Here is an 18,289-nt window from a genome sequence, read left to right on the forward strand (position 1 = left end):
GATGTTCTAAGGCTTCGCTTCGAGGCGTTGCTTTGAAGCTGTGACGCGCCCTGCGTTTAGAACTTCACGACATAACCGGGTCCATCGATCAAGGGGTACTGCCTGAACAGATCTTCGTCCACCTCCACACCCAAACCGGGTCCCGCAGGCGGTTCCACGCAACCGTCGGCGCCGATTTCGAACGTGGCGCCGAACATGTCGCGGAACGGATTGAAGTGCGATACGCACGCCTCGAAATAGCCGGCATTTTCAGTCGCCGCCAGAAAGTGCAGGCTGGCCGCGTGATTCAAGCCGGTGGCGGAGCTATGTGCATGAATCGGGATTCGGAAAGCGGACGCGAGCGCCGCAATGCGAATCCCTTCCGTGATGCCGCCGGTTTTGGACAGATCCGGTTGCCAGATCTGCACCGCACCTGCTTCAAGCATCTGGGCGAACTCGAATCGCATGAAGTGGTTTTCGCCGGCGGCGATCGGCACCAGTGGCGTGATTTTGGCGGCTTCGCGATACGAGGCGAAGTCATTGCAGGCAAACGGCTCTTCGAGCCAACCGGCCTGCACTTCTGCCAGCACGGGCAGCACGCGGCGCGCTTGCGCGATCGTGTAATTGGTATTTGCATCGGTGAGGATATCGATGTCGTCGCCCAGCACCTTGCGCACGTGCTTGATGCGGGCGATGTCGTCCTGGGCGGTGTCGCCAAAGCGCAGTTTGACGGCCTTGTAACCCCGGTCCACGTAGCTTTGTGCTTCGTCCGCCAGGCTCTCGGGCGGCTGAAAACCCATTGCGATACCGCCGGCGTAGGCGGGAATGCGGCGGCGCGACCCACCCATCAGCGCATACACCGGCAGATTGACGGCCTTGCCGCGGATATCCCACAACGCCATGTCGATGCCGGAGTAGGCGAGTGCGGCGCCCGCGCCCAGGCCATGGCTGGAGAACTGCATGCGGTGAATGCGCTGCCAGGCGCCGATCACATCGGTGGCCTCCAGGCCCATGATGAGGGGGCCAAGCGTGTTGTGGATCAGGCTGACGATGGCGCCGGCACTGCGCCCTGGGTGGGCTTCGCCGTATCCCACGATGCCGTCATCGGTTTCGACGCGCACGATGATGGCGTCGCGCTTGAGGGTGCTGCCGATGCCCATGGCAACGGTTTTGCCTTCGGGCAGGCGAAACGACAGCGGAATCGCCGTCACCTTGATAATCTTCAATGTTGTCTCCTCGGATCGGTTACCAGTGGTCCGTTCTCATGTGACTTCGGTATAACACGCAGCGCTCTTGGTGCGATGCAGAAGCGATATCGGGAGAATGGGGGATTGTGTTGTGGGTGTGTAGCCGATTACCAGACGGATGAACGTTTTCAGATATTTTCATACCCATAATAATTATGGGTATGATAGAGCCGCTTCCCTTTCGAATGAACGATGCAACGGTCCTTAGGATCGTGCGCAAGCTCGCAACTGACTCAATGAATGTACGACTTTTGTCGCACGCGAAGCTGCGCATGCGCCAACGCCGAATCACCATGACGCAGGTGTACGCGTGCCTATGTCAAGGTGTCATTTCCGAGCCTACCCACCAGGATGTCAGGGGGGATTGGCGTTTCACCCTGACGCATCGGCACGCGGGAGACATCGTCAATGTTGCTGGTGCAATCAAAAAAGATGACAACGGCGAGTGGGTCGCAGTCATCACCGTTTTCTAAGAGGGTGATATCCATGTATCACTACACAGAATCAGGACTTCGAAACATTTATCTTTCGAATGGGTATAAGACCTTCCGGGACGATGACGGCACCGCCGTCTCGATAGCACACGCGGATGATTTACATCGTGTTATCGGAAGGTCCTTGGCAAGTAAGCCGCACCTGACGGGCACTGAACTTCGCTATCTCCGCAAGGAAATGGGCCTGTCGCAGAAAAGGCTTGCCGATCTGCTCGGCACCTCGGAGCAAACGGTCTCGCTATGGGAGCGTCGTGGCAGGATGCCAAAAGGATATGACCGATTGGTAAAGTTGCTCTACGTTGAATATCTCGATGGCAACGTTAAGGTTCAAGCCTGGATCGAACGGCTGATTGAACTCGACCTGCACCATCAGGATCGCGTAGTGTTTCAGACGACGAAAAGCGGCTGGAAGCTAGCCGCTTAACGTTCAACGCGCGCTCAGCGATTCTTCGGCGTGCTGCCCGCGCCCAGATCCCAATACACCCCCGCCATCAACTGCAGCGCTTCACCCAGCAATGCAGGCGGCAAATGTTCGTTGGGCGCGTGCTGCGAGCAACCGGGATAGGAGTGCGGCACCCACACTGTCTTCAAGCCCAGCACATCGGTAAAGATATCGTTGGGCAACGATCCGCCGAGGTTCGGCAGAATGGCGGGTTTTTTGCCGCTGGTCTTGGCCAGCGACGCCACCACCCATTGCACCCAGGCATCGTCGGGATCGATGCGCGTGGCATGAAACATCACCTCGCGTGTGGGCGTAATGCTCACCATCGGAAAACCCTGGCGATCCAGATGGCGGCGCAAGGCGGGCAGGATTTCGTCGGCATCGATGCCCACCACGAAGCGCAACTGGCAACGCGCCCAGGCGCGCGGCGGAATGGCGTTCACGGGGGTATCGGGATTGCCGGTCTTATACGCCAGCACTTCAAACGCGCACCAGCCGAACACGCGCTCGGCGGGCGAAAGGCCCGCTTCGCCCCAAGCCGGTTCGATCTCCGGACCATCTACGCCGCCATCGACCTCGCAGTCGGCCAGCGCGCGGCGTACCGATGCCGGCAGTTCTTTCGGCACCCATTCCGGAATGCGGATCTGACCCGTAGGCGAGATGATGCTGGCGATGGCGTGTGCCAATTGCGTGCCGGGATTGGAGATCAGCCCGCCCCAATTACCGGAGTGGTGGCCGCCGGCGCGTGCCTCGATCGCGAGGTCGAAATTGACGCTGCCGCGCGAGCCGAGAAATACCGTGGGCCGTTCGGCACTCAGGCGCGGGCCATCCGAGGCGATCAACAGATCGGCGCTGAAACGCGCTTTGTGTGCGTCGCACAGTTCGCGCAGGCCCACTGACCCCGTTTCTTCGCCCATCTCGATCAGGTACTTTGCGTTGAAGCCGAGCGTGCCGCGCGCTTCCAGTACCAGCCGCATCGCTTCCATGTTGATGGTGTGCTGGCCTTTGTTATCCGCAATGCCGCGGCCAAACCACACGCCTTCGTGCTCGGTGAGCGCCCACGGTTGCGTACCGGCTTTCCACTCGGCATCCAAGCCCCGTATGGTGTCGCCATGGCCATAGCCGAATACCGTGGGCAGTGCCGGATCTTCAATCCGTTCGGCATACAGGAAGGGCGCGGCCGCCTTGGGATGCGTGAGCGTTTCGCACGTGAACCCCATGGCTTCGAAGGCGGGCCGCATCAGGGTGTCCAGATATTGTGCCAGGACGGGCGCGCGATCCGGGTTCTGGCTTTCGGTCGGCATTTCGATGCGGGCGGCTAGCGTTTGGCGAAACGCGCCGGAGTCGAAGCATTTTTGGGCCAGGGCGATGACGGCGTCGCGGGTCATGAGGGCAAAGTCCTTTCTTCTGCGGGATAGAGGTGGCAGGCAATCAGTCCGTCGTCTCGTTTGACGAGCGGCGGGCGCACCGTGCTGCAGTGGGGCATGGCATCCTTGCAGCGCGGGTGAAACGGACAGCCTGAGGGCGGATTGACCGGATCGGGAAACGATAATCCCAGACCCATATCGGGGATACCCAATCCGGTTTCGGGGGTGAGCACCGAGGCCAGCAGCGCCTGTGTGTAAGGGTGGCGCGGGTTGCGAAAGAGTTCGGCGGTCACGCCCGATTCCACCACACGGCCGAGGTACATCACGGCCACGTGGGTAGCGATGTGTTCCACCACGGCGAGATTGTGGCTGATGAACACGTACGTGAGGTTGAACTCACGCCGCAAGGCCATCAGCAGATTCATGATCTGCGCCTGCACCGACACGTCCAGGGCGGAGGTGGGCTCGTCGCAGATCACGATCTCCGGATTCATCACGAGGGCGCGGGCGATGGCCACGCGTTGCCGCTGCCCGCCAGACAGTTGCCCCGGCGTGTTGTCGGCCAGCCGTGCGGGCAAGCCCACGCGCTCGAGCATGGCGATCGCTTTTTCCTGCTTCGGATTGGGCACACCATGCACCTCGAGCGGCAACGATACGATCGAGGCGATGCTGCGACGCGGGTTCAGCGACGAGTAGGGATCCTGAAACACCGGTTGCACCCGGCGCGCCATATCGCGGCGCGACATCGTGGTGATGTCCTGGCCTTCGAGCACCATGTTGCCGCTGGTGGGTGCGATGAGTCCGAGCAGCATGCGCGCCAGGGTCGACTTGCCGCAGCCGGATTCGCCCACGATGCCGAGCACCTCGCCACGCGCGACGGTGAGGTCCACGCCGTTGACGGCATGCAGGGTGCGGCGCGGCTTGAACATGCCGGTATTGATCGAAAAACTGCGGCTCAGTCCGCGGGCTTCTATCAGTGCGCTCATGCGAACACTCCGTCCTCGGTTTTGATGCAGCGCCATTGCTGGCCTTGCGGGGTGCGGCGCACGGGGATGTCGCCCGCGCATCGGGGCTGTGCATAGCGGCAGCGGTCGCGAAACGCGCAGCCTTTCAAATCGCCCACCAATGACGGGACCACACCGGGAATCGTGCCCAGTTCGCCGCCCGGCAACGTGCGGCCCGGAACGGGAATACAGGCCATCAGGCCTTCGGTGTAGGGATGCATGGGCCGCGCGAAAATCTCGTGTACCGGGCCTTCCTCGACGATCTGGCCTGCATACATCACCGCCACATTCCTGGCGATGCGCGCCACTACGCCCAGGTCGTGCGTGATGAGCACCATGGCAATGCCGAGCTCCGCCTGCAGATCCGCCAGCAATCGCAGGATCTGCGCCTGGATCGTGACGTCGAGTGCGGTGCTGGGCTCGTCGGCGATCAGCAGTTCAGGACCGCACATCAACGACATCGCAATCATCACGCGCTGGCGCAAACCGCCGGAAAGTTGATGTGGATACTGGCCGAGACGTTGGCCCGCCGATGCGATGCCCACCTTTTCGAGCAGTTCGATCGCGCGATCGCGTGCCTGCGCTTTGGAGGCGCGGCGATGATAGATGTAGTGCTCCATCAGTTGCTCGCCGATGGTGTACGCCGGGTTGAGCGCTGTCATCGGTTCCTGAAAGATCATCGCCATCTTGTTGCCGCGCAGCGCATTGATCCGGCTGCGGCCCGCGCGGCTCAAATCTTCGCCCATCATCGACAGGGTACGTGCGCTCCGCTTTGCAGCCTTCGGCAGCAGGCCCATGATGGCCAGCGACGTCATCGATTTACCGCAGCCCGACTCGCCCACCAGGCACAGCGTTTCACCGCGGCGCACGGTAAACGAGATATCGCGCACGGCATGCAGCGGGCCGCGCGCGGTGGCGATGTCGACGTTCAAGCCTTGAACGTCCAGCACAACATCGTTGACGGCAGCCGTGGCATTGGCGAAGGAAAGGTCGAGCACAGTGGTGGTTGGCATCGCGTCAGCCCCTTTCTTCAGGCGTGAGGAACTGGTGCAGCCCGTCGCCCGCCAGGTTGATCGCAAAGATCAACAGTGCCAGTGCGGACCCGGGAATCGAGATCAGCCAGAACGAGAAGAACATATACGCCTTGGCCTCGGAAATCATCAGCCCCCACGAAGGCAATGGCGGTTGCACGCCCAGGCCGAGAAACGAGAGCGAGGCTTCAAGCAGAATCGCGCTGGCCGCCTCGAGCGTGGCGATCACGATCAGGTGCGGCACCACGTTGGGCAGCACTTCGCCGCGCACGATGCGCCAGGTCGAGGCGCCGGCCGCTTGTGCGGCGGCCACGTACTCCAGCGAGCGCACCTGTTGCGTGGCACTGCGCATCACGACCGCGAACCGGTCCCATTTCAGCAGCCCTAGCACCAGGATCACCACCCACAACGAGCCGCCGACGATGGCCACCGTGGCCAATGCCACCAGGATCACGGGCATCGAAAGCCGGGTGGTCACGAGAAACGACACGACCATGTCGACTCGCCCGCCGAAGTAGCCCGCTGCCATGCCCATGACGGTGCCGATGATCCCGGAGATCAGGGCGACGCTCACGCCGATGAGCAGCGAAATGCGCGCGCCGTAGAAGATGCGGGAAAGATAGTCGCGGCCAAGTTGATCGGTGCCCAATGGATGCACCCACGAGCCTTTTGGATACCAGACGGGCGGGATGGTGCGATTGGCAAGATTCTGCACATACGGATCGTGCGGCGAGATCCAGGGCGCGAGCAGGGCGATCAGCAGGATCAGCAGCAGGATGCCGCCGCCGGTAAAGAGGGCCTTGTTGCGCCAGATGCGGCTGGCAAGCGATCGGCGTGTGCCGCGGCCGGCGCCGGGCGGCGGCGCAGCCGGTGGACCATCTGCGATCGCCGCGCCGGTGAGCGTCTGGGCCGATTGCGCGGCGGGCATTCCGGCCGCGATGGGGGAAGGTGTGGTCAGCGACATGATCAGGACACCCGGATGCGCGGATCGAGCCACGCGTTGGCGATATCGGACGCAAGCGTCAACAGCACGTAGAGCACCGAGAGCAGCAGCACGATCAGTTGCATCACCGGATAATCCTTGTAGGTGATGCTCTGATAGGCGAGATAGCCCAGGCCGTCGAGTGCGAAGATCGTCTCGATCACCACCGAGCCGCCGAGCAAATACCCCAGCTGCACGGCGGCGAGCGCGACCACCGGCACAATAGCGTTGCGCAATGCGTGCTTGAAGATCACCGTGTGCGCAGGCAGGCCTTTGGCCCGTGCGGTGCGGATGTAGTCGGCACTCAATACCTCGATCATGCCGGCCCGGATGAGCCGCATGAAGGCCGGCGCAATGTAGTAGCCCAGCGCGATGGCGGGCATCACGAAGTGCTGCCAGGTGCCGCTTCCCGATACGGGCAGCATGCGCAAGCTGATCGAAAACAACATGATCAACAGCAGTGCGAAAAAGAAGTTGGGCAGTGCTTGGCCCAGCACCGCGATGGCCAAACAGAAACGATCGATGATGCTGCCTTTGTACAAGGCGGCCAGCACACCCAGCGGAATCGACACGGCCAGCGCCACGCCGAGTGCGGCCATGCCCAGCAGCAAGGTGGTGCGCAGCTTATCGAATATCAGCGGGCCCACCGGCGTCTTGAAATACACCGACATGCCGAAGTCGCCCTGCATGATTTTCCACAGCCAGTCGGCGTACTGGACGACGATCGGCCGGTCCAGGCCGTACGTCTTGCGGATCATTTCGATATCGGCCTGACGCGCGCCTTCTCCCGCCAGCGCCAACGCCGGATCGCCCGACAGGTGCAGCAGCAGAAAGGCCAGAATGGATACGGTCAACGCCACCAGGATGGCCAGTCCCAGGCGTTTGGTCATGAACGCTAGCATCGGTGCTTCGCCTTCTCGGTGCGTGCCGCGCGATCCCGTGATGCGGGTCTCGCGCGGCGGGGAGACTTACTTCCAGCTCATGTCCCAGAAGCGCACGAGCTCATCGGGATAAGCCTTGAACGACACTTCACTATTGGCCACGTAGTACACCGGCAACGACCACAGCGGTATGGCGTACGCACGTTCGGCGATGATGCCGAGCGCTTCCTTGTAGACCGCCTTGCGGGCGTCGGGATCGATCGTGCGATCGCCTTTGTCGAGCAGATCGCGCACCTTGGTATCGCGCGTGATGTCATCGCCGCCGAAACCGAAGTAGACCGGTGTCGACGCCGACACATCGTTCACCAGGTTCGAGCCCCACGTCTGATGCGTCAGCGCCGATTTGTTGGCGCGCGTCATATCGCGCATCGCGGCGTACTGCAGGAAGTTGAGCTTGGCCTTGATGCCCACAGCCTGCAGGTAGTTGATGATGGCTTCGGTCTGATTGCGTTCGCGATACGCGGCCAGGTCGATCTCGAAGCCGTTGGGGTAGCCCGCTTCGGCCAGCAGTTTCTTCGACAACGCCGGATCGTATTTGTAGACCGTTGCGCCATCCTGTGTGCAGCCCACTTGCGAGGGCGTGCAGATGGTGTTGAGAATCTGGGCGCCGTCGCCCACGATGTTCTTGATGATGGCGTCGCGGTCGATGGCGTGTGCGATCGCGCGGCGCACGCGCTCGTCCTTGAGTTGCGGTGCGGGCGTGCCATCGAGAATGTTCATCTGCATGAATACGATGCGCATGGTGTTGCCGCTGAGCACCTGCAGATTGGGCATGCCCTTCAATTGCTCGGCCTGGTCCTTGGGCACGTGCATGATGAAGTCTTCACCGCCCGAGATCACCTCGGCCATCTGCGTCTGGCGATCGGGGATGAAGCGCACGACGACCTTGCCAATGGTGGGCTGGCGCTTGGGCGAGTCCTTGAAGTAGTCGGCGTTGCGTTCCATGGTGATGGACTTGCCCGGCAGATACTCCACGACCTTGTATGGACCCGTGCCCACCGGCTTGGCGTTCATGCCTTGCGGACCCACCTCGGCGTAGTACTTGGCGGGGTGAATGGCCACGGTGGTCGACAGATACTCTTTGGCCGCGGGAAACGGTTCCTTGCTGATGATGCGCACTTTGTATTGATCGATCTTTTCGACCTTGTCGATCCAGCGCACATTCTGCTGGGTGACGGCTTTGTTCTTGGGGTCGGCCACGAAGTTGAGCGTGTACACCACCGAGTCGGCGTCGAAGATCTCGCCATTGTGGAACTTCACACCCTGACGCAACTCGAGTTCGAGGGTTTTGTCATCGACCTGGGTCCAGCTTTTCGCCAACTGACCCTTGTACTCATTGGTGAGCGGATCGCGATAGAGCAGCGTATCCCACACGTTGGCGGCGATGATGACGCCCACCCGCACGTTGTTGAAATAAGGATCCACGCTTTCGGGCGCCTGATCGTAGGCCATGCGCAGCGTGTCGTTCTTCTTTGCGGCAAAGGCGTGGCCGGCCGAGAACATCAGGCCGGCGGCGAGCAGGGCTGCCGTCATGAGCTTGAACGGCAAGCCGCGCGCGGTCATCGGCGTGGATGCGGTGGAAACAGGCCTGCGTGGGGACGACGACGATGCTGCGTTAAAGCGACGTTCAGCCATGATATGGCTCCTCTGTACCGAAACGGTGTTGGGGGCGAAAAGTGCCAAAAACGAATGCTGCAGTGAAAATCGTTGGTGCTGGAAAAGCTAATTCGTACCCGTGGCGAGTGCCGCCTGCGCGTGCATGGCCGCGATTGCCGCCGTGCATTTACGTTGCAGGTGCGCGTGCATGATCGCGGCCAATCGCACGCCATCGCGTGCCGTCAATGCCTCGACCATATCGATGTGTTCGCGCATCGCCTGATCCCACTTCTCCCGGTTTTCATTGGAGTGGAACCGCAGGTTCTGGATGCGCAGATTGAGCGTGTCGTAAAGCTGGCCCAGCAGCGCGTTGTGGCTGGCTTGCTTGAGCAGGTTGTGAATGCCGCTATTGGCCTTGTAATAGGCGGGCAGATCCTGGCGCGCATGGCTGGCCATCATCTCGAAGGTGAGGGCGCGGATTTCCGCGATCTCGGCATCGGTGGCGCGTTCACAGGCGGCTTTGCCCGCCAGCGCCTCGAGCGCACCGATGACTTCGAAACTCTCGCGGATGTCCTGTTCGGACATGGCGATCACCTGCGCGCCGCGATTGGGCTGAATATGCACCAGGCCCTGCGCGGCCAGCAACCGGAATGCCTCCCGCAACGGTGTGCGCGAGACGCCCAGCAGATCGCAAAGCTCGCGTTCGTTCAAGCGCGTGCCGGGTGCCAACTGGCCTTCCGTGATCATCTGGCGCAACTGCGCCGCAACCGTCGACGGCAGCGTTCTGCTGTCGGTCGTGGCAGGGCGGGTAGCGGCAGCGGATGCTGGAATGGCGCTCATTGGTATACAAAATTTTTTACGGCGTTGGAGCACTATATGTCAGACGATTGCGTCTGGATTGATGGGGAATACCCTAAATTCTCAGCGTAAAAACAATAGGATAGAGTCCTGTCACGCAGAGATCTTCGTCGACGACGTTCAGATTGTCCGATCGGGTCGTGCGCGCTTTGGTATGCCAGTACAACGTTGTATACAAATAATGTTTGGAGACCATGCATGCTTTCCCTCAATGCCCACCCATCGGGACGCCACTTTCTGCAGATCCCGGGTCCCACCAACGTGCCCGACCGCGTGTTGCGTGCCATCGATCAAGCCACGATCGACCATCGCGGCCCACAGTTCGGCGAGTTGGGGCGCGCAGTGTTGCAGGGCATGAAGGCGATCTTCAAGACCGAGTCGGATGTGGTGATCTACCCCGCCTCCGGCACGGGCGCGTGGGAAGCCGCGCTGGTCAATACGCTGAGTGCAGGCGATCGCGTGTTGATGGTCGAGACCGGTCACTTCGCGGCGCTGTGGAAGCGGCTCGCCGAGCGCCTGGGGCTGGTGGTCACCTTCGTGCCGGGCGACTGGCGGCATGGTGTGGATCCGCGCGTGATCGAGCAGCACTTGCGCGACGACGCCGCGCACAGCATCAAAGCTGTGTGCGTGGTGCATAACGAAACGGCCACCGGCGTTACCAGCGACATCGCTGCCGTACGCATCGCCATCGACGCTGCGGCGCACCCCGCATTGCTGTTGGTCGACACGATTTCGTCGTTGGGCTCCGTCGATTACGCGCACGATGCGTGGGGTGTGGACGTTACCGTGGCGGGCTCGCAGAAAGGCTTGATGCTGCCTCCGGGCCTGTCGTTCAACGCCATCAGCGCCCGCGCGCTGGCGGCTAGCGAACAGGCATCATTGCCGCGCGCGTACTGGGATTGGCGCGACATGCTCGCGGTCAATCCTGCGGGCTATTTCCCGTACACACCCGCCACCAATCTGCTTTATGGGCTGCATGAAGCCTTGGCCATGTTGCAGGCGGAAGGACTGGATCGCGTGTTTGCACGGCATCAGCGTCATGCCGAAGCGACACGCCGCGCCGTGCAGGCGTGGGGGCTGGAGATTCTGTGTCTGGACCCTGCGCGCTACAGCCCCGCGCTGACCGCCGTGATGATGCCCGGCGGCGCCGGCGCCGATGCCTTTCGCAAGGTGGTGCTCGAGCGATTCAATATGTCGTTGGGACAAGGGCTGGGCAAGATGGCGGACAAGATCTTTCGTATCGGTCACCTGGGCGACTTCAACGACCTCACGCTGTGCGGCACCTTGGCCGGCGTGGAAATGGGGCTCGCCGCAGCAGGGGTGCCGCACCGAAGCGGTGGGGTGCAGGCCGCCATGGATTATCTGGCGGCATAGGCAGAGCAAACAAACGACTATCAGCGGTCGAGAAGATATCGGCCGATCATTCCCGTTCAATACAAGGACAAGGCTTTCGATGAAAAACGCGTTAATGCAGGACGCCATCCAATTTGCCGTCGATCACGAATCCACGTGGGATCGCAGCGTGACGGGCGTGTGGGGTGTGCATCAGCAAGACCCTGCTCCCTATAACCGCTTGCTGGGCCCCGTGCACGATCGCGGCCCGGTCGCTGGCGTCGTTCTGGTCGATGGCAAGGAAGTGGCAAGTTGGGGGGAGCCCGACCGCGCCGATCTCACGTTCAGTGTGGCCAAGATGTACCTGGCCTTGCTGACGGGTGTGGCCCACGACCGCGGGCTGATTCCGGATCTCGACGAGCCTGTGCGGGAGCGTGCGCCGGGTATTGGCTTTGACGAAGGTCAGAACGCCGACATCACTTGGCGGCAGCTATTGCAGCAGACCAGCGAATGGGAAGGCGAGCGCTTTGGCGTGCCGGATCAGGTTGACCGCTATCGCGCCGTCACCTTCGGTGACCCCCCTGCAGGCAAGAAAGGCGATGCGCGGCCGTTGCAAAAGCCGGGCACCTATTGGGAATACAACGACGTGCGCATCAACCAGCTTTCGCTGGCGCTGCTGACGGTGTTTCGCAAAGCGCTGCCGGAGGTGTTTCGCGAGGCCATCATGCGGCCGATCGGCGCCAGTGAAGATTGGCAGTGGGTGGGGTACGACACGTCATGGGTAGAGATCGACGGCCAGCGCGTGCAATCGGTACCGGGCGGCTCGCATTGGGGCGGCGGCATGTCGGTCAGCGCGCGCGATCAGGCGCTGGTGGGCGAGATGCTGTTGAACGGCGGTCGCGCCAAGGACGGCACGCAAGTGCTGTCGGCCGATTGGATCCGCCAGATGCAGGAGCCGTGCGGCCTGGCGCCGTATTACGGCTTTCTGATTTGGTTGAACCACAACCAGAAGATGTTCCCGAGCGTACCGGCGTCGAGCTTTTTCGGGGTGGGGGCAGGGAGCTCGTTTACGTGGGTCGAGCCCGAGCGCAAGATGGTCGTGATCGTGCGCTGGCTGAACTCGGCGCACGCGGATGAACTGTTTGGAAAGATCTTGAAGGCGGTGGATGCTGAGGCGTAAGCGCCATCCGCGTTACTACATGGTGATGTAAGCCCCGAGGAATTCCTCGGGGCTTTTACTTGTGGCCGCAGCTCAGCCGATCTTGTCTTGCGTCTTTGTGTCGAAGTCGCTGGCCTCGTGGCGCTCCAGCAATTGGCTCGACGGCTCGCCACGGGTGCGATTCACCATGCGGCCGCGCTTGACGGCGGCCCGTTCGCCGATCGCGGTGGCCCAACGCACCACGTGGGTGTATTCGTGCACCGCCAGAAACTCGCCCGCTTCGTAGAGCTCGCCCTGCACAAGCAGGCCGTACCAGGGATAAACGGCGATGTCGGCGATCGAGTAGTCGTTGCCGCCCAAATACGTGTGGTTCGCGAGGTGCTTATCGAGCACATCCAATTGGCGTTTGGCCTCCATCGCGAAGCGATCGATCGCGTATTCGATCTTCGTCGGCGCGTAGGCGTAGAAATGACCGAAGCCGCCACCCAGATAAGGCGCGCTGCCCATTTGCCAGAAGAGCCACGAGAGTACTTCCGCTCGCGCCGCAGGTTCGGTGGGTACGAACGCGCCAAATTTTTCTGCCAGATAAAGCAGGATCGCACCGGATTCGAAGACGCGCACCGGCGCTGCGCCGCTGCGATCCAGCAAAGCGGGAATCTTCGAATTGGGATTGATATCCACAAAGCCGCTGCCGAACTGATCGCCCTCGTGGATCTTGATCAGCCAGGCGTCATACTCGGCGCCGCTGTGGCCGGCGGCCAGCAGCTCTTCCAGCATGATCGTCACTTTCACACCGTTGGGCGTGCCCATGGAATACAGCTGCAGCGGATGGCGGCCCACCGGCAACACCTTGTCGTGCGTCGGCCCCGAAACGGGCCGATTGATATTGGCGAAACGGCCGCCGCTTTGCGTGTTCTGCCAGACGGATGGCGGTACGTACTCGGATGATGGGCTCATGCTGTAGGTTCCTTGGGGTCAGGGCAAAAAAAAACCCGCAGAGCAGTTCGCTCGTGCGGGTTTTTCGATCTGCGAACATCGTTGATGTTCACATATTAATCCTGGCGGAGAGGGTGGGATTCGAACCCACGGTACGGATAACCGTACGCCTGATTTCGAGTCAGGTACATTCGACCACTCTGCCACCTCTCCGGTGCTGTCTACCGAGGCCGGCGAAAACGGGTCGATGCGTTTTCAGGCGTTTGTTTCGGTAGGAGCGAAGCCAGCTACTTTACCAGAAAATTTATCGAATGGTAAAGCGGGCGAAGAGATTTTTTAAAATTGTTGTGAAGACGATGTGATGTTGCGCGATTGCACCTGGATTTTGACCGCTATCCGGTCGGCTTTGTTGGCAGAATAGCGACGCAGGTTACGTTGCCGAATTCGGGTGCTGAACGCGGTCCGCTATTGACTTCATTTGCGACGTATTCCCGTGCCGGCAGTGCAACGCGTAACCGCGACGCGCGCCTTCTGCCCCTGTCTCTTTTGCTGAAGCCATTTCACGGGTTTTATGAACATCGTCACCGCCCTGTTGCTTGCCGCCGTGATCTGTGTGCCTCTGGCGCACCGGCTCAAGATGGGTGCCATTCCGGGCTATTTGTTTGCCGGCATCCTGATCGGGCCGTCGGGCTTGGCGGTCGTGACGGACGTGCAGAACATCATGCGGTTCTCCGAATGGGGCGTGGTCATGATGCTGTTCGTGATCGGCCTGGAACTCACGCCGTTGCATCTTTGGGCGATGCGGCGGCAAGTGTTCGGCACCGGTTCGCTGCAGATGGCGGCGTGCGGCGCGGTGCTGGGGGTTGTGTTTGGCGCGGGGTTGCGCCATCTGGCGGGCATGGAATGGCAGATGGCGATCCTGTGCGGGTTTTCGCTGGCGCTGTCGTCTACCGCTGTTGCATTGGCACTGTTGCAAGAGCGGGGCGTGATGCGCACGCCGTTGGGCAATGCGTCGCTCGGGGTGCTGCTCCTGCAGGATATCGTGGCGATTCCCCTGTTGGCGGCAGCCGGATTGCTGGGCGCGGGGGGAGCGCAGGCGCCGTCCCTGGGTGTGATCGCCTTGGCGATTCTGGCCATCTTCGTGGGCAAGAAACTTCGGATGCTCGATTGGGCGGCGAAGACAGGCTTACCCGAGATGTATACGGCCGCGACCTTGCTGATGGTGTTCGGCACGGCGCAATTGTTCATCATGGCGGGCGTATCCGCGGGTTTCGGCGGCTTGCTGATCGGCGTGGTGATGGCGCGCTCGCGGCACCGGGACGAATTGGCGAAGACGATCGAGCCCTTCAAGGGCTTGCTCCTGGGCGCATTTTTTCTCACGATCGGCATGTCGATCAATCTGCACGAGATCCGGGAATATTGGCCTTACGTGATTGCCGGGGTGCTGGCGCTGTTGGGCATCAAGATACTGATCGTGTATGGGATCGCGCGGTTGATTGGCCTGCCGCACTATCACCGCCTGTTTTTTGCGGTCACGCTGGCGCAAGGGGGCGAGTTCGGTTTCGCCATTTTTGCGGAAGCCTGGGATAACGGCCTGCTGTCGCTGGCCCAACGGGATCTGATGTCGGCGGTAGTCGCCATTTCAATGGCCACGGTGCCGCTCTTGCTCAAGGCGCTCGAGGCAATGCCTGCGCGTCTGGGCGGCATCAAGGGCATGCCGTATCCGCCCGCCGGATTCACCGATGAAGGCACTGTGGCAGGCTCTGCGGAGAGGAAGCCAGGAGTGTGATCCGATGTGATGGCAATCTTGTCTTCACCCCCACACTTGGCTCGGCCCGACTTGGCTACACTTGAGCGACACGCCATCGTGGCATCGCTTATGGAGACCCGCATGTTGAAAGGAAAAGTCGCTGTCGTCACCGGTTCCACCAGTGGGATCGGCTTAGGGATCGCCGAAGCCCTCGCGGCGCAAGGTGCGCACGTCGTGCTCAACGGGTTTGGCGAGGCTGCGGAAATCGAGCGCGTGCGCGCCGATATGGCGCAGCGCCATGGCGTCACGGTGCGTTATGACGGCGCTGACTTGTCTTCGGGTGACGCGGTGCGCGGGCTCGTCGATGGCACGGTCGAGGCACTGGGCCGCATTGATATCCTGGTCAATAACGCCGGCATTCAGCACACCGCGCTGATCGAGGAATTCCCCACCGAAAAATGGGATGCCATCATTGCGCTCAACCTGTCGGCGGTGTTTCACGGCACGGCAGCCGCACTGCCGCACATGAAAAAGCAGCAGTGGGGGCGCATCATCAATATTGCTTCGGCGCATGGGCTGGTGGGTTCGGCCAATAAGTCGGCCTACGTGGCGGCCAAGCACGGCGTGATGGGCTTCACGAAAGTGACGGGACTGGAAACCGCCGGCTTGGGCATCACCGCCAACGCGATTTGCCCGGGCTGGGTGCGTACGGCGCTGGTCGAAAAGCAGATCTCGGCCAACGCTGCGCGCGATGGCGTGGATCAGGAAACCGCCGCACGTGCGTTGCTGAGCGAGAAGCAGCCGTCGCTACAGTTCACGACGCCCGAGCAACTGGGCGGTACGGCGGTATTCTTGTGCTCCGGCGCCGCCGACCAGATTACGGGTACATCGATTTCGGTAGACGGCGGCTGGACCGCGCGTTAAATGCAGCGTTGTCCCGTAATGGGTCGTCAGCCTTGTGCAACCGGCTGCTCCTGGTTCAAGACGGGCAGCCCTCAACAAAATCTTGGCAGGCCGCTATCCATCAGTGGCCTGCCACCAGCGTATTCAACGCGCAGTTCGATTGGCATCGCCAACCTAGCCGCGTAATTTTTTCAGGACACTCGTTCATGTTGTTGTTGCTTTCGCCGGCCAAGAAACTCGATTACGACTCGCCGCTGCATATCAAAAAGCATACGCAGCCGCTTTTTGTGGAGCGGGCCGAGCAGTTGATCGATGTGCTCAAGACCAAGTCCGCCAAGGACATCGGCAAGCTGATGGATTTGAGCGAGGCGTTGTCAGAGCTCAACGCGCAGCGCTACGCCGAATGGACGCCTACGTTTACGCCCGAAAACGCGCGGCAAGCGGTGTTGGCCTTCAATGGCGATGTGTATGAAGGGCTCGAGGCACCCAGCCTGTCGGCCAAGCAACTCGATTGGGCCCAGCAGCATGTGGCCATTTTGAGCGGCCTGTATGGGGTGTTGCGTCCGCTGGACTTGATGCAGCCCTACCGTCTTGAAATGGGCACGCGACTGAAAACCGATGCGGGCGCCAATCTCTATGCGTTCTGGGGCGACACCATTGCGCAATACCTCAACGATCGTCAAAAGAAGGACGCCGATCCCGTGGTGATCAATCTGGCGTCGGAAGAGTATTTCAAGTCGGTGAACAAGAAGGTGCTCAAGGCCCGCGTGGTGCAATGCGTGTTTCAAGAGCACAAGGCCGGCGCGTACAAGATCATCAGTTTTTACGCCAAGCGGGCGCGGGGTCTGATGGCGCGCTACGCCATTGAAAACGGCGTCACCATACCCGAAGGTCTGCAGGGTTTCGATAAGGAAGGCTACCGATACGATGCTAAGGCGTCGACGCCGGATTCGCTGGTGTTTCGCCGCAAGCAGGACTGATCTGAACGACGCGTGTCGCCGCCCGAGGGGGGTGGCACGATACTCGATGACGCTGCAACTGAACGGCTGCATCAAGCGGCTGCATGAAACGGCTGCATGAGGCGGCCGCGATCGAACGGTCCGATCAAACGGCCCGATCCCGACAACCCTGGCGCCTGGAGGCCACCACGATGAATACTTCCGATCGCATGCGCGGCTCCGGCACACCGGTAAACACGGGCGGCGGCGTCGCTTCCGTTGCTATACCTGCCGGCACGATGACGGCGACGGCTGACACCTCGCCGTTTCCCTGCGCGTCGTACATCAAGACGATCGGCCGCGGTGCGCGCGGCTCGCGCGGCTTATCCACCGACGAGGCCCATACGCTCTACGCGGCCATTCTGGACGGCCGGGTGAGCGATCTCGAACTGGGCGCGGTGCTGCTCTGTTATCGGATCAAGAGTGAAGAGCCGGCTGAGCTGAGCGGAATGATGGCAGCGGTGCAGGCTCGGCTGCAGCGCGTGCGGGCGCCTGAAGGCAAGACGCCGATCGTCCTGGCCAGCTATAACGGCGCGCGCAAGCAGGCCAATTTGCTGCCGCTGCTGGCGCATCTGCTGGCACGCAAAGGTGTGCCCGTGTTGGTGCATGGTTATCTGGACATGGGCACGCGCGTGACCTCTGCGCATGTGTTTGCCGCGCTCGGTCAGGCGCTGTGCAACGATGTGCCGGCAATCGAAGCCGCGCTGCGCGATACCGGCGTCGCCTTTACGCCCATCGATACGCTGTCGCCGGCATTGGGCCGTCAATTGGCATTGAATGAGCCGCTGGGCGTGCGTAACAGCGCGCACACGTTGGCGAAGTTGATCCAACCCTTTACGACGCCAGCCCTGCGCTGGGTGAACTACACCCATCAAGCCTATAGGGACGTGCTCGTCGATTATTTCAATAACGTCGACGTGCCTGAGGCGCCCGGCGTAGTGATCAGCCGCGGCACCGAAGGTGAGGCGGTGGCGGATACCACGTTGCCGCGCCAGGTCGAGCATCTTGCGGCAGGGCAGTCGCACGTGGTGATGCCGGAAGGGGAAGGCCCTAAGGCTGCGGCGCCATTGGGCGAGGCGGTGGACGCGGCAGCCACGGCCGCCTTTATCCGTGCCGTGCTGGATGGAGAGCAGCCGGTGCCGCCCGCGATTGCGGCTCAGGTGGCGCTGATCGTGGCGACGGTGAGCGGCAACGCCAACACGCCCTCGGCGGGCTGAGGCGTCACCGAAGGGCCCACACCGATAACGCGCGGCGCGCCAATTATTGGCAC

At 61.5% G+C, this 18,289-nt stretch carries 17 protein-coding genes and 1 tRNA gene; 8 read left to right on the forward strand and 10 right to left on the reverse strand.

What is annotated here, in order from left to right; all coding sequences use genetic code 11:
* Positions 1 to 56: 56 nt before the first annotated feature.
* Complete coding sequence (locus EYW45_RS08590) at positions 57 to 1,205, reverse strand: mandelate racemase/muconate lactonizing enzyme family protein (protein ID WP_161134955.1); 1,149 nt, start codon at positions 1,203 to 1,205, stop codon at positions 57 to 59.
* A gap of 314 nt (positions 1,206 to 1,519) precedes the next feature.
* Here EYW45_RS08590 and EYW45_RS24485 point away from each other — a divergent pair, with 314 nt between their 5' ends.
* Both EYW45_RS24485 and EYW45_RS08600 read left to right on the forward strand, forming a co-directional pair.
* A complete protein-coding gene (locus tag EYW45_RS24485) occupies positions 1,520 to 1,699 on the forward strand; it encodes a hypothetical protein (protein WP_235938993.1) in 180 nt (59 codons plus the stop codon).
* Positions 1,635 to 2,144, forward strand: coding sequence for a helix-turn-helix domain-containing protein (locus tag EYW45_RS08600; RefSeq protein ID WP_235938969.1), 510 nt, complete (start codon positions 1,635 to 1,637; stop codon positions 2,142 to 2,144). Before EYW45_RS24485 ends, EYW45_RS08600 begins: the two co-directional genes overlap by 65 nt.
* A gap of 14 nt (positions 2,145 to 2,158) precedes the next feature.
* Here EYW45_RS08600 and EYW45_RS08605 read toward each other — a convergent pair whose 3' ends face one another.
* The 7 genes from EYW45_RS08605 to EYW45_RS08635 all read right to left on the reverse strand — a co-directional run bounded on the left by EYW45_RS08605 (position 2,159) and on the right by EYW45_RS08635 (position 9,923).
* Positions 2,159 to 3,550 carry a M20 family metallopeptidase gene (locus tag EYW45_RS08605; RefSeq protein ID WP_161134957.1) on the reverse strand — a complete coding sequence of 464 codons (1,392 nt, stop codon included), beginning with the start codon at positions 3,548 to 3,550 and terminating at the stop codon, positions 2,159 to 2,161.
* Positions 3,547 to 4,515, reverse strand: a complete 969-nt coding sequence (locus EYW45_RS08610; protein ID WP_161134958.1) for an ABC transporter ATP-binding protein — start codon at positions 4,513 to 4,515, stop codon at positions 3,547 to 3,549. The genes EYW45_RS08605 and EYW45_RS08610 overlap by 4 nt, the downstream gene beginning before the upstream one ends.
* Positions 4,512 to 5,546: an ABC transporter ATP-binding protein gene (locus EYW45_RS08615; protein WP_161134959.1), complete on the reverse strand. Its 1,035-nt coding sequence runs from the start codon at positions 5,544 to 5,546 to the stop codon at positions 4,512 to 4,514. The genes EYW45_RS08610 and EYW45_RS08615 overlap by 4 nt, the downstream gene beginning before the upstream one ends.
* Positions 5,547 to 5,550: 4 nt before the next feature.
* Complete coding sequence (locus tag EYW45_RS08620) at positions 5,551 to 6,528, reverse strand: ABC transporter permease (protein WP_235938970.1); 978 nt, start codon at positions 6,526 to 6,528, stop codon at positions 5,551 to 5,553.
* A gap of 2 nt (positions 6,529 to 6,530) precedes the next feature.
* Positions 6,531 to 7,448, reverse strand: a complete 918-nt coding sequence (locus EYW45_RS08625) for an ABC transporter permease (RefSeq protein WP_161134960.1) — start codon at positions 7,446 to 7,448, stop codon at positions 6,531 to 6,533.
* A 66-nt stretch (positions 7,449 to 7,514) separates the two neighbouring features.
* Positions 7,515 to 9,122 (reverse strand): ABC transporter substrate-binding protein, encoded by a 1,608-nt coding sequence (locus EYW45_RS08630; RefSeq protein ID WP_161134961.1) that lies wholly within the window; start codon positions 9,120 to 9,122, stop codon positions 7,515 to 7,517.
* Between the two features lie 87 nt (positions 9,123 to 9,209).
* On the reverse strand, positions 9,210 to 9,923 hold the full coding sequence (locus tag EYW45_RS08635) for a GntR family transcriptional regulator (protein WP_161134962.1): 714 nt from the start codon (positions 9,921 to 9,923) through the stop codon (positions 9,210 to 9,212).
* A 216-nt stretch (positions 9,924 to 10,139) separates the two neighbouring features.
* Between EYW45_RS08635 and EYW45_RS08640 the strand changes: the two genes are divergently transcribed.
* Both EYW45_RS08640 and EYW45_RS08645 read left to right on the forward strand, forming a co-directional pair.
* Positions 10,140 to 11,315: a pyridoxal-phosphate-dependent aminotransferase family protein gene (locus EYW45_RS08640; protein WP_161134963.1), complete on the forward strand. Its 1,176-nt coding sequence runs from the start codon at positions 10,140 to 10,142 to the stop codon at positions 11,313 to 11,315.
* Positions 11,316 to 11,394: 79 nt separating this feature from the next.
* Positions 11,395 to 12,453, forward strand: a complete 1,059-nt coding sequence (locus EYW45_RS08645) for a serine hydrolase domain-containing protein (protein ID WP_235938971.1) — start codon at positions 11,395 to 11,397, stop codon at positions 12,451 to 12,453.
* Positions 12,454 to 12,525: 72 nt separating this feature from the next.
* Here the strand turns inward: EYW45_RS08645 and yghU are convergent, their stop codons facing one another.
* Positions 12,526 to 13,389, reverse strand: a complete 864-nt coding sequence (gene yghU / locus EYW45_RS08650) for a glutathione-dependent disulfide-bond oxidoreductase (protein ID WP_161134964.1) — start codon at positions 13,387 to 13,389, stop codon at positions 12,526 to 12,528.
* 102 nt (positions 13,390 to 13,491) lie between these two features.
* Positions 13,492 to 13,581, reverse strand: a tRNA-Ser gene (locus tag EYW45_RS08655).
* 358 nt (positions 13,582 to 13,939) lie between these two features.
* Between EYW45_RS08655 and EYW45_RS08660 the strand changes: the two genes are divergently transcribed.
* The 4 genes from EYW45_RS08660 to ybiB all read left to right on the forward strand — a co-directional run bounded on the left by EYW45_RS08660 (position 13,940) and on the right by ybiB (position 18,236).
* Positions 13,940 to 15,157, forward strand: a complete 1,218-nt coding sequence (locus EYW45_RS08660; RefSeq protein ID WP_161134965.1) for a cation:proton antiporter domain-containing protein — start codon at positions 13,940 to 13,942, stop codon at positions 15,155 to 15,157.
* Between the two features lie 102 nt (positions 15,158 to 15,259).
* Positions 15,260 to 16,042 carry a 3-hydroxybutyrate dehydrogenase gene (locus EYW45_RS08665; protein WP_161134966.1) on the forward strand — a complete coding sequence of 261 codons (783 nt, stop codon included), beginning with the start codon at positions 15,260 to 15,262 and terminating at the stop codon, positions 16,040 to 16,042.
* 185 nt (positions 16,043 to 16,227) lie between these two features.
* A complete protein-coding gene (gene yaaA, locus EYW45_RS08670; RefSeq protein WP_161134967.1) occupies positions 16,228 to 17,001 on the forward strand; it encodes a peroxide stress protein YaaA in 774 nt (257 codons plus the stop codon).
* Between the two features lie 170 nt (positions 17,002 to 17,171).
* Entirely contained in the window at positions 17,172 to 18,236 is a 1,065-nt protein-coding gene (gene ybiB, locus EYW45_RS08675) for a DNA-binding protein YbiB (protein ID WP_328703606.1), read from the forward strand.
* Positions 18,237 to 18,289 lie beyond the last annotated feature (53 nt).

The organism is Schauerella aestuarii, from assembly GCF_009866805.1.
Classification (GTDB): Bacteria; Pseudomonadota; Gammaproteobacteria; order Burkholderiales; family Burkholderiaceae_B; genus Schauerella; species Schauerella aestuarii.

Excerpts from the sequence above, each read along its gene's own strand:
- yghU (WP_161134964.1), bottom strand. The coding sequence starts at position 13,389 with ATGAGCCCATCATCCGAGTACGTACCGCCATCCGTCTGGCAGAACACG.
- yaaA (WP_161134967.1), top strand. The coding sequence starts at position 16,228 with ATGTTGTTGTTGCTTTCGCCGGCCAAGAAACTCGATTACGACTCGCCG.
- EYW45_RS08630 (WP_161134961.1), bottom strand. The coding sequence starts at position 9,122 with ATGGCTGAACGTCGCTTTAACGCAGCATCGTCGTCGTCCCCACGCAGG.
- EYW45_RS08640 (WP_161134963.1), top strand. The coding sequence starts at position 10,140 with ATGCTTTCCCTCAATGCCCACCCATCGGGACGCCACTTTCTGCAGATC.
- EYW45_RS24485 (WP_235938993.1), top strand. The coding sequence starts at position 1,520 with ATGACGCAGGTGTACGCGTGCCTATGTCAAGGTGTCATTTCCGAGCCT.
- EYW45_RS08620 (WP_235938970.1), bottom strand. The coding sequence starts at position 6,528 with ATGTCGCTGACCACACCTTCCCCCATCGCGGCCGGAATGCCCGCCGCG.
- EYW45_RS08625 (WP_161134960.1), bottom strand. The coding sequence starts at position 7,448 with ATGCTAGCGTTCATGACCAAACGCCTGGGACTGGCCATCCTGGTGGCG.
- EYW45_RS08635 (WP_161134962.1), bottom strand. The coding sequence starts at position 9,923 with ATGAGCGCCATTCCAGCATCCGCTGCCGCTACCCGCCCTGCCACGACC.
- EYW45_RS08605 (WP_161134957.1), bottom strand. The coding sequence starts at position 3,550 with ATGACCCGCGACGCCGTCATCGCCCTGGCCCAAAAATGCTTCGACTCC.
- EYW45_RS08665 (WP_161134966.1), top strand. The coding sequence starts at position 15,260 with ATGTTGAAAGGAAAAGTCGCTGTCGTCACCGGTTCCACCAGTGGGATC.
- EYW45_RS08610 (WP_161134958.1), bottom strand. The coding sequence starts at position 4,515 with ATGAGCGCACTGATAGAAGCCCGCGGACTGAGCCGCAGTTTTTCGATC.
- ybiB (WP_328703606.1), top strand. The coding sequence starts at position 17,172 with ATGAATACTTCCGATCGCATGCGCGGCTCCGGCACACCGGTAAACACG.
- EYW45_RS08615 (WP_161134959.1), bottom strand. The coding sequence starts at position 5,546 with ATGCCAACCACCACTGTGCTCGACCTTTCCTTCGCCAATGCCACGGCT.
- EYW45_RS08600 (WP_235938969.1), top strand. The coding sequence starts at position 1,635 with ATGTTGCTGGTGCAATCAAAAAAGATGACAACGGCGAGTGGGTCGCAG.
- EYW45_RS08645 (WP_235938971.1), top strand. The coding sequence starts at position 11,395 with ATGAAAAACGCGTTAATGCAGGACGCCATCCAATTTGCCGTCGATCAC.
- EYW45_RS08660 (WP_161134965.1), top strand. The coding sequence starts at position 13,940 with ATGAACATCGTCACCGCCCTGTTGCTTGCCGCCGTGATCTGTGTGCCT.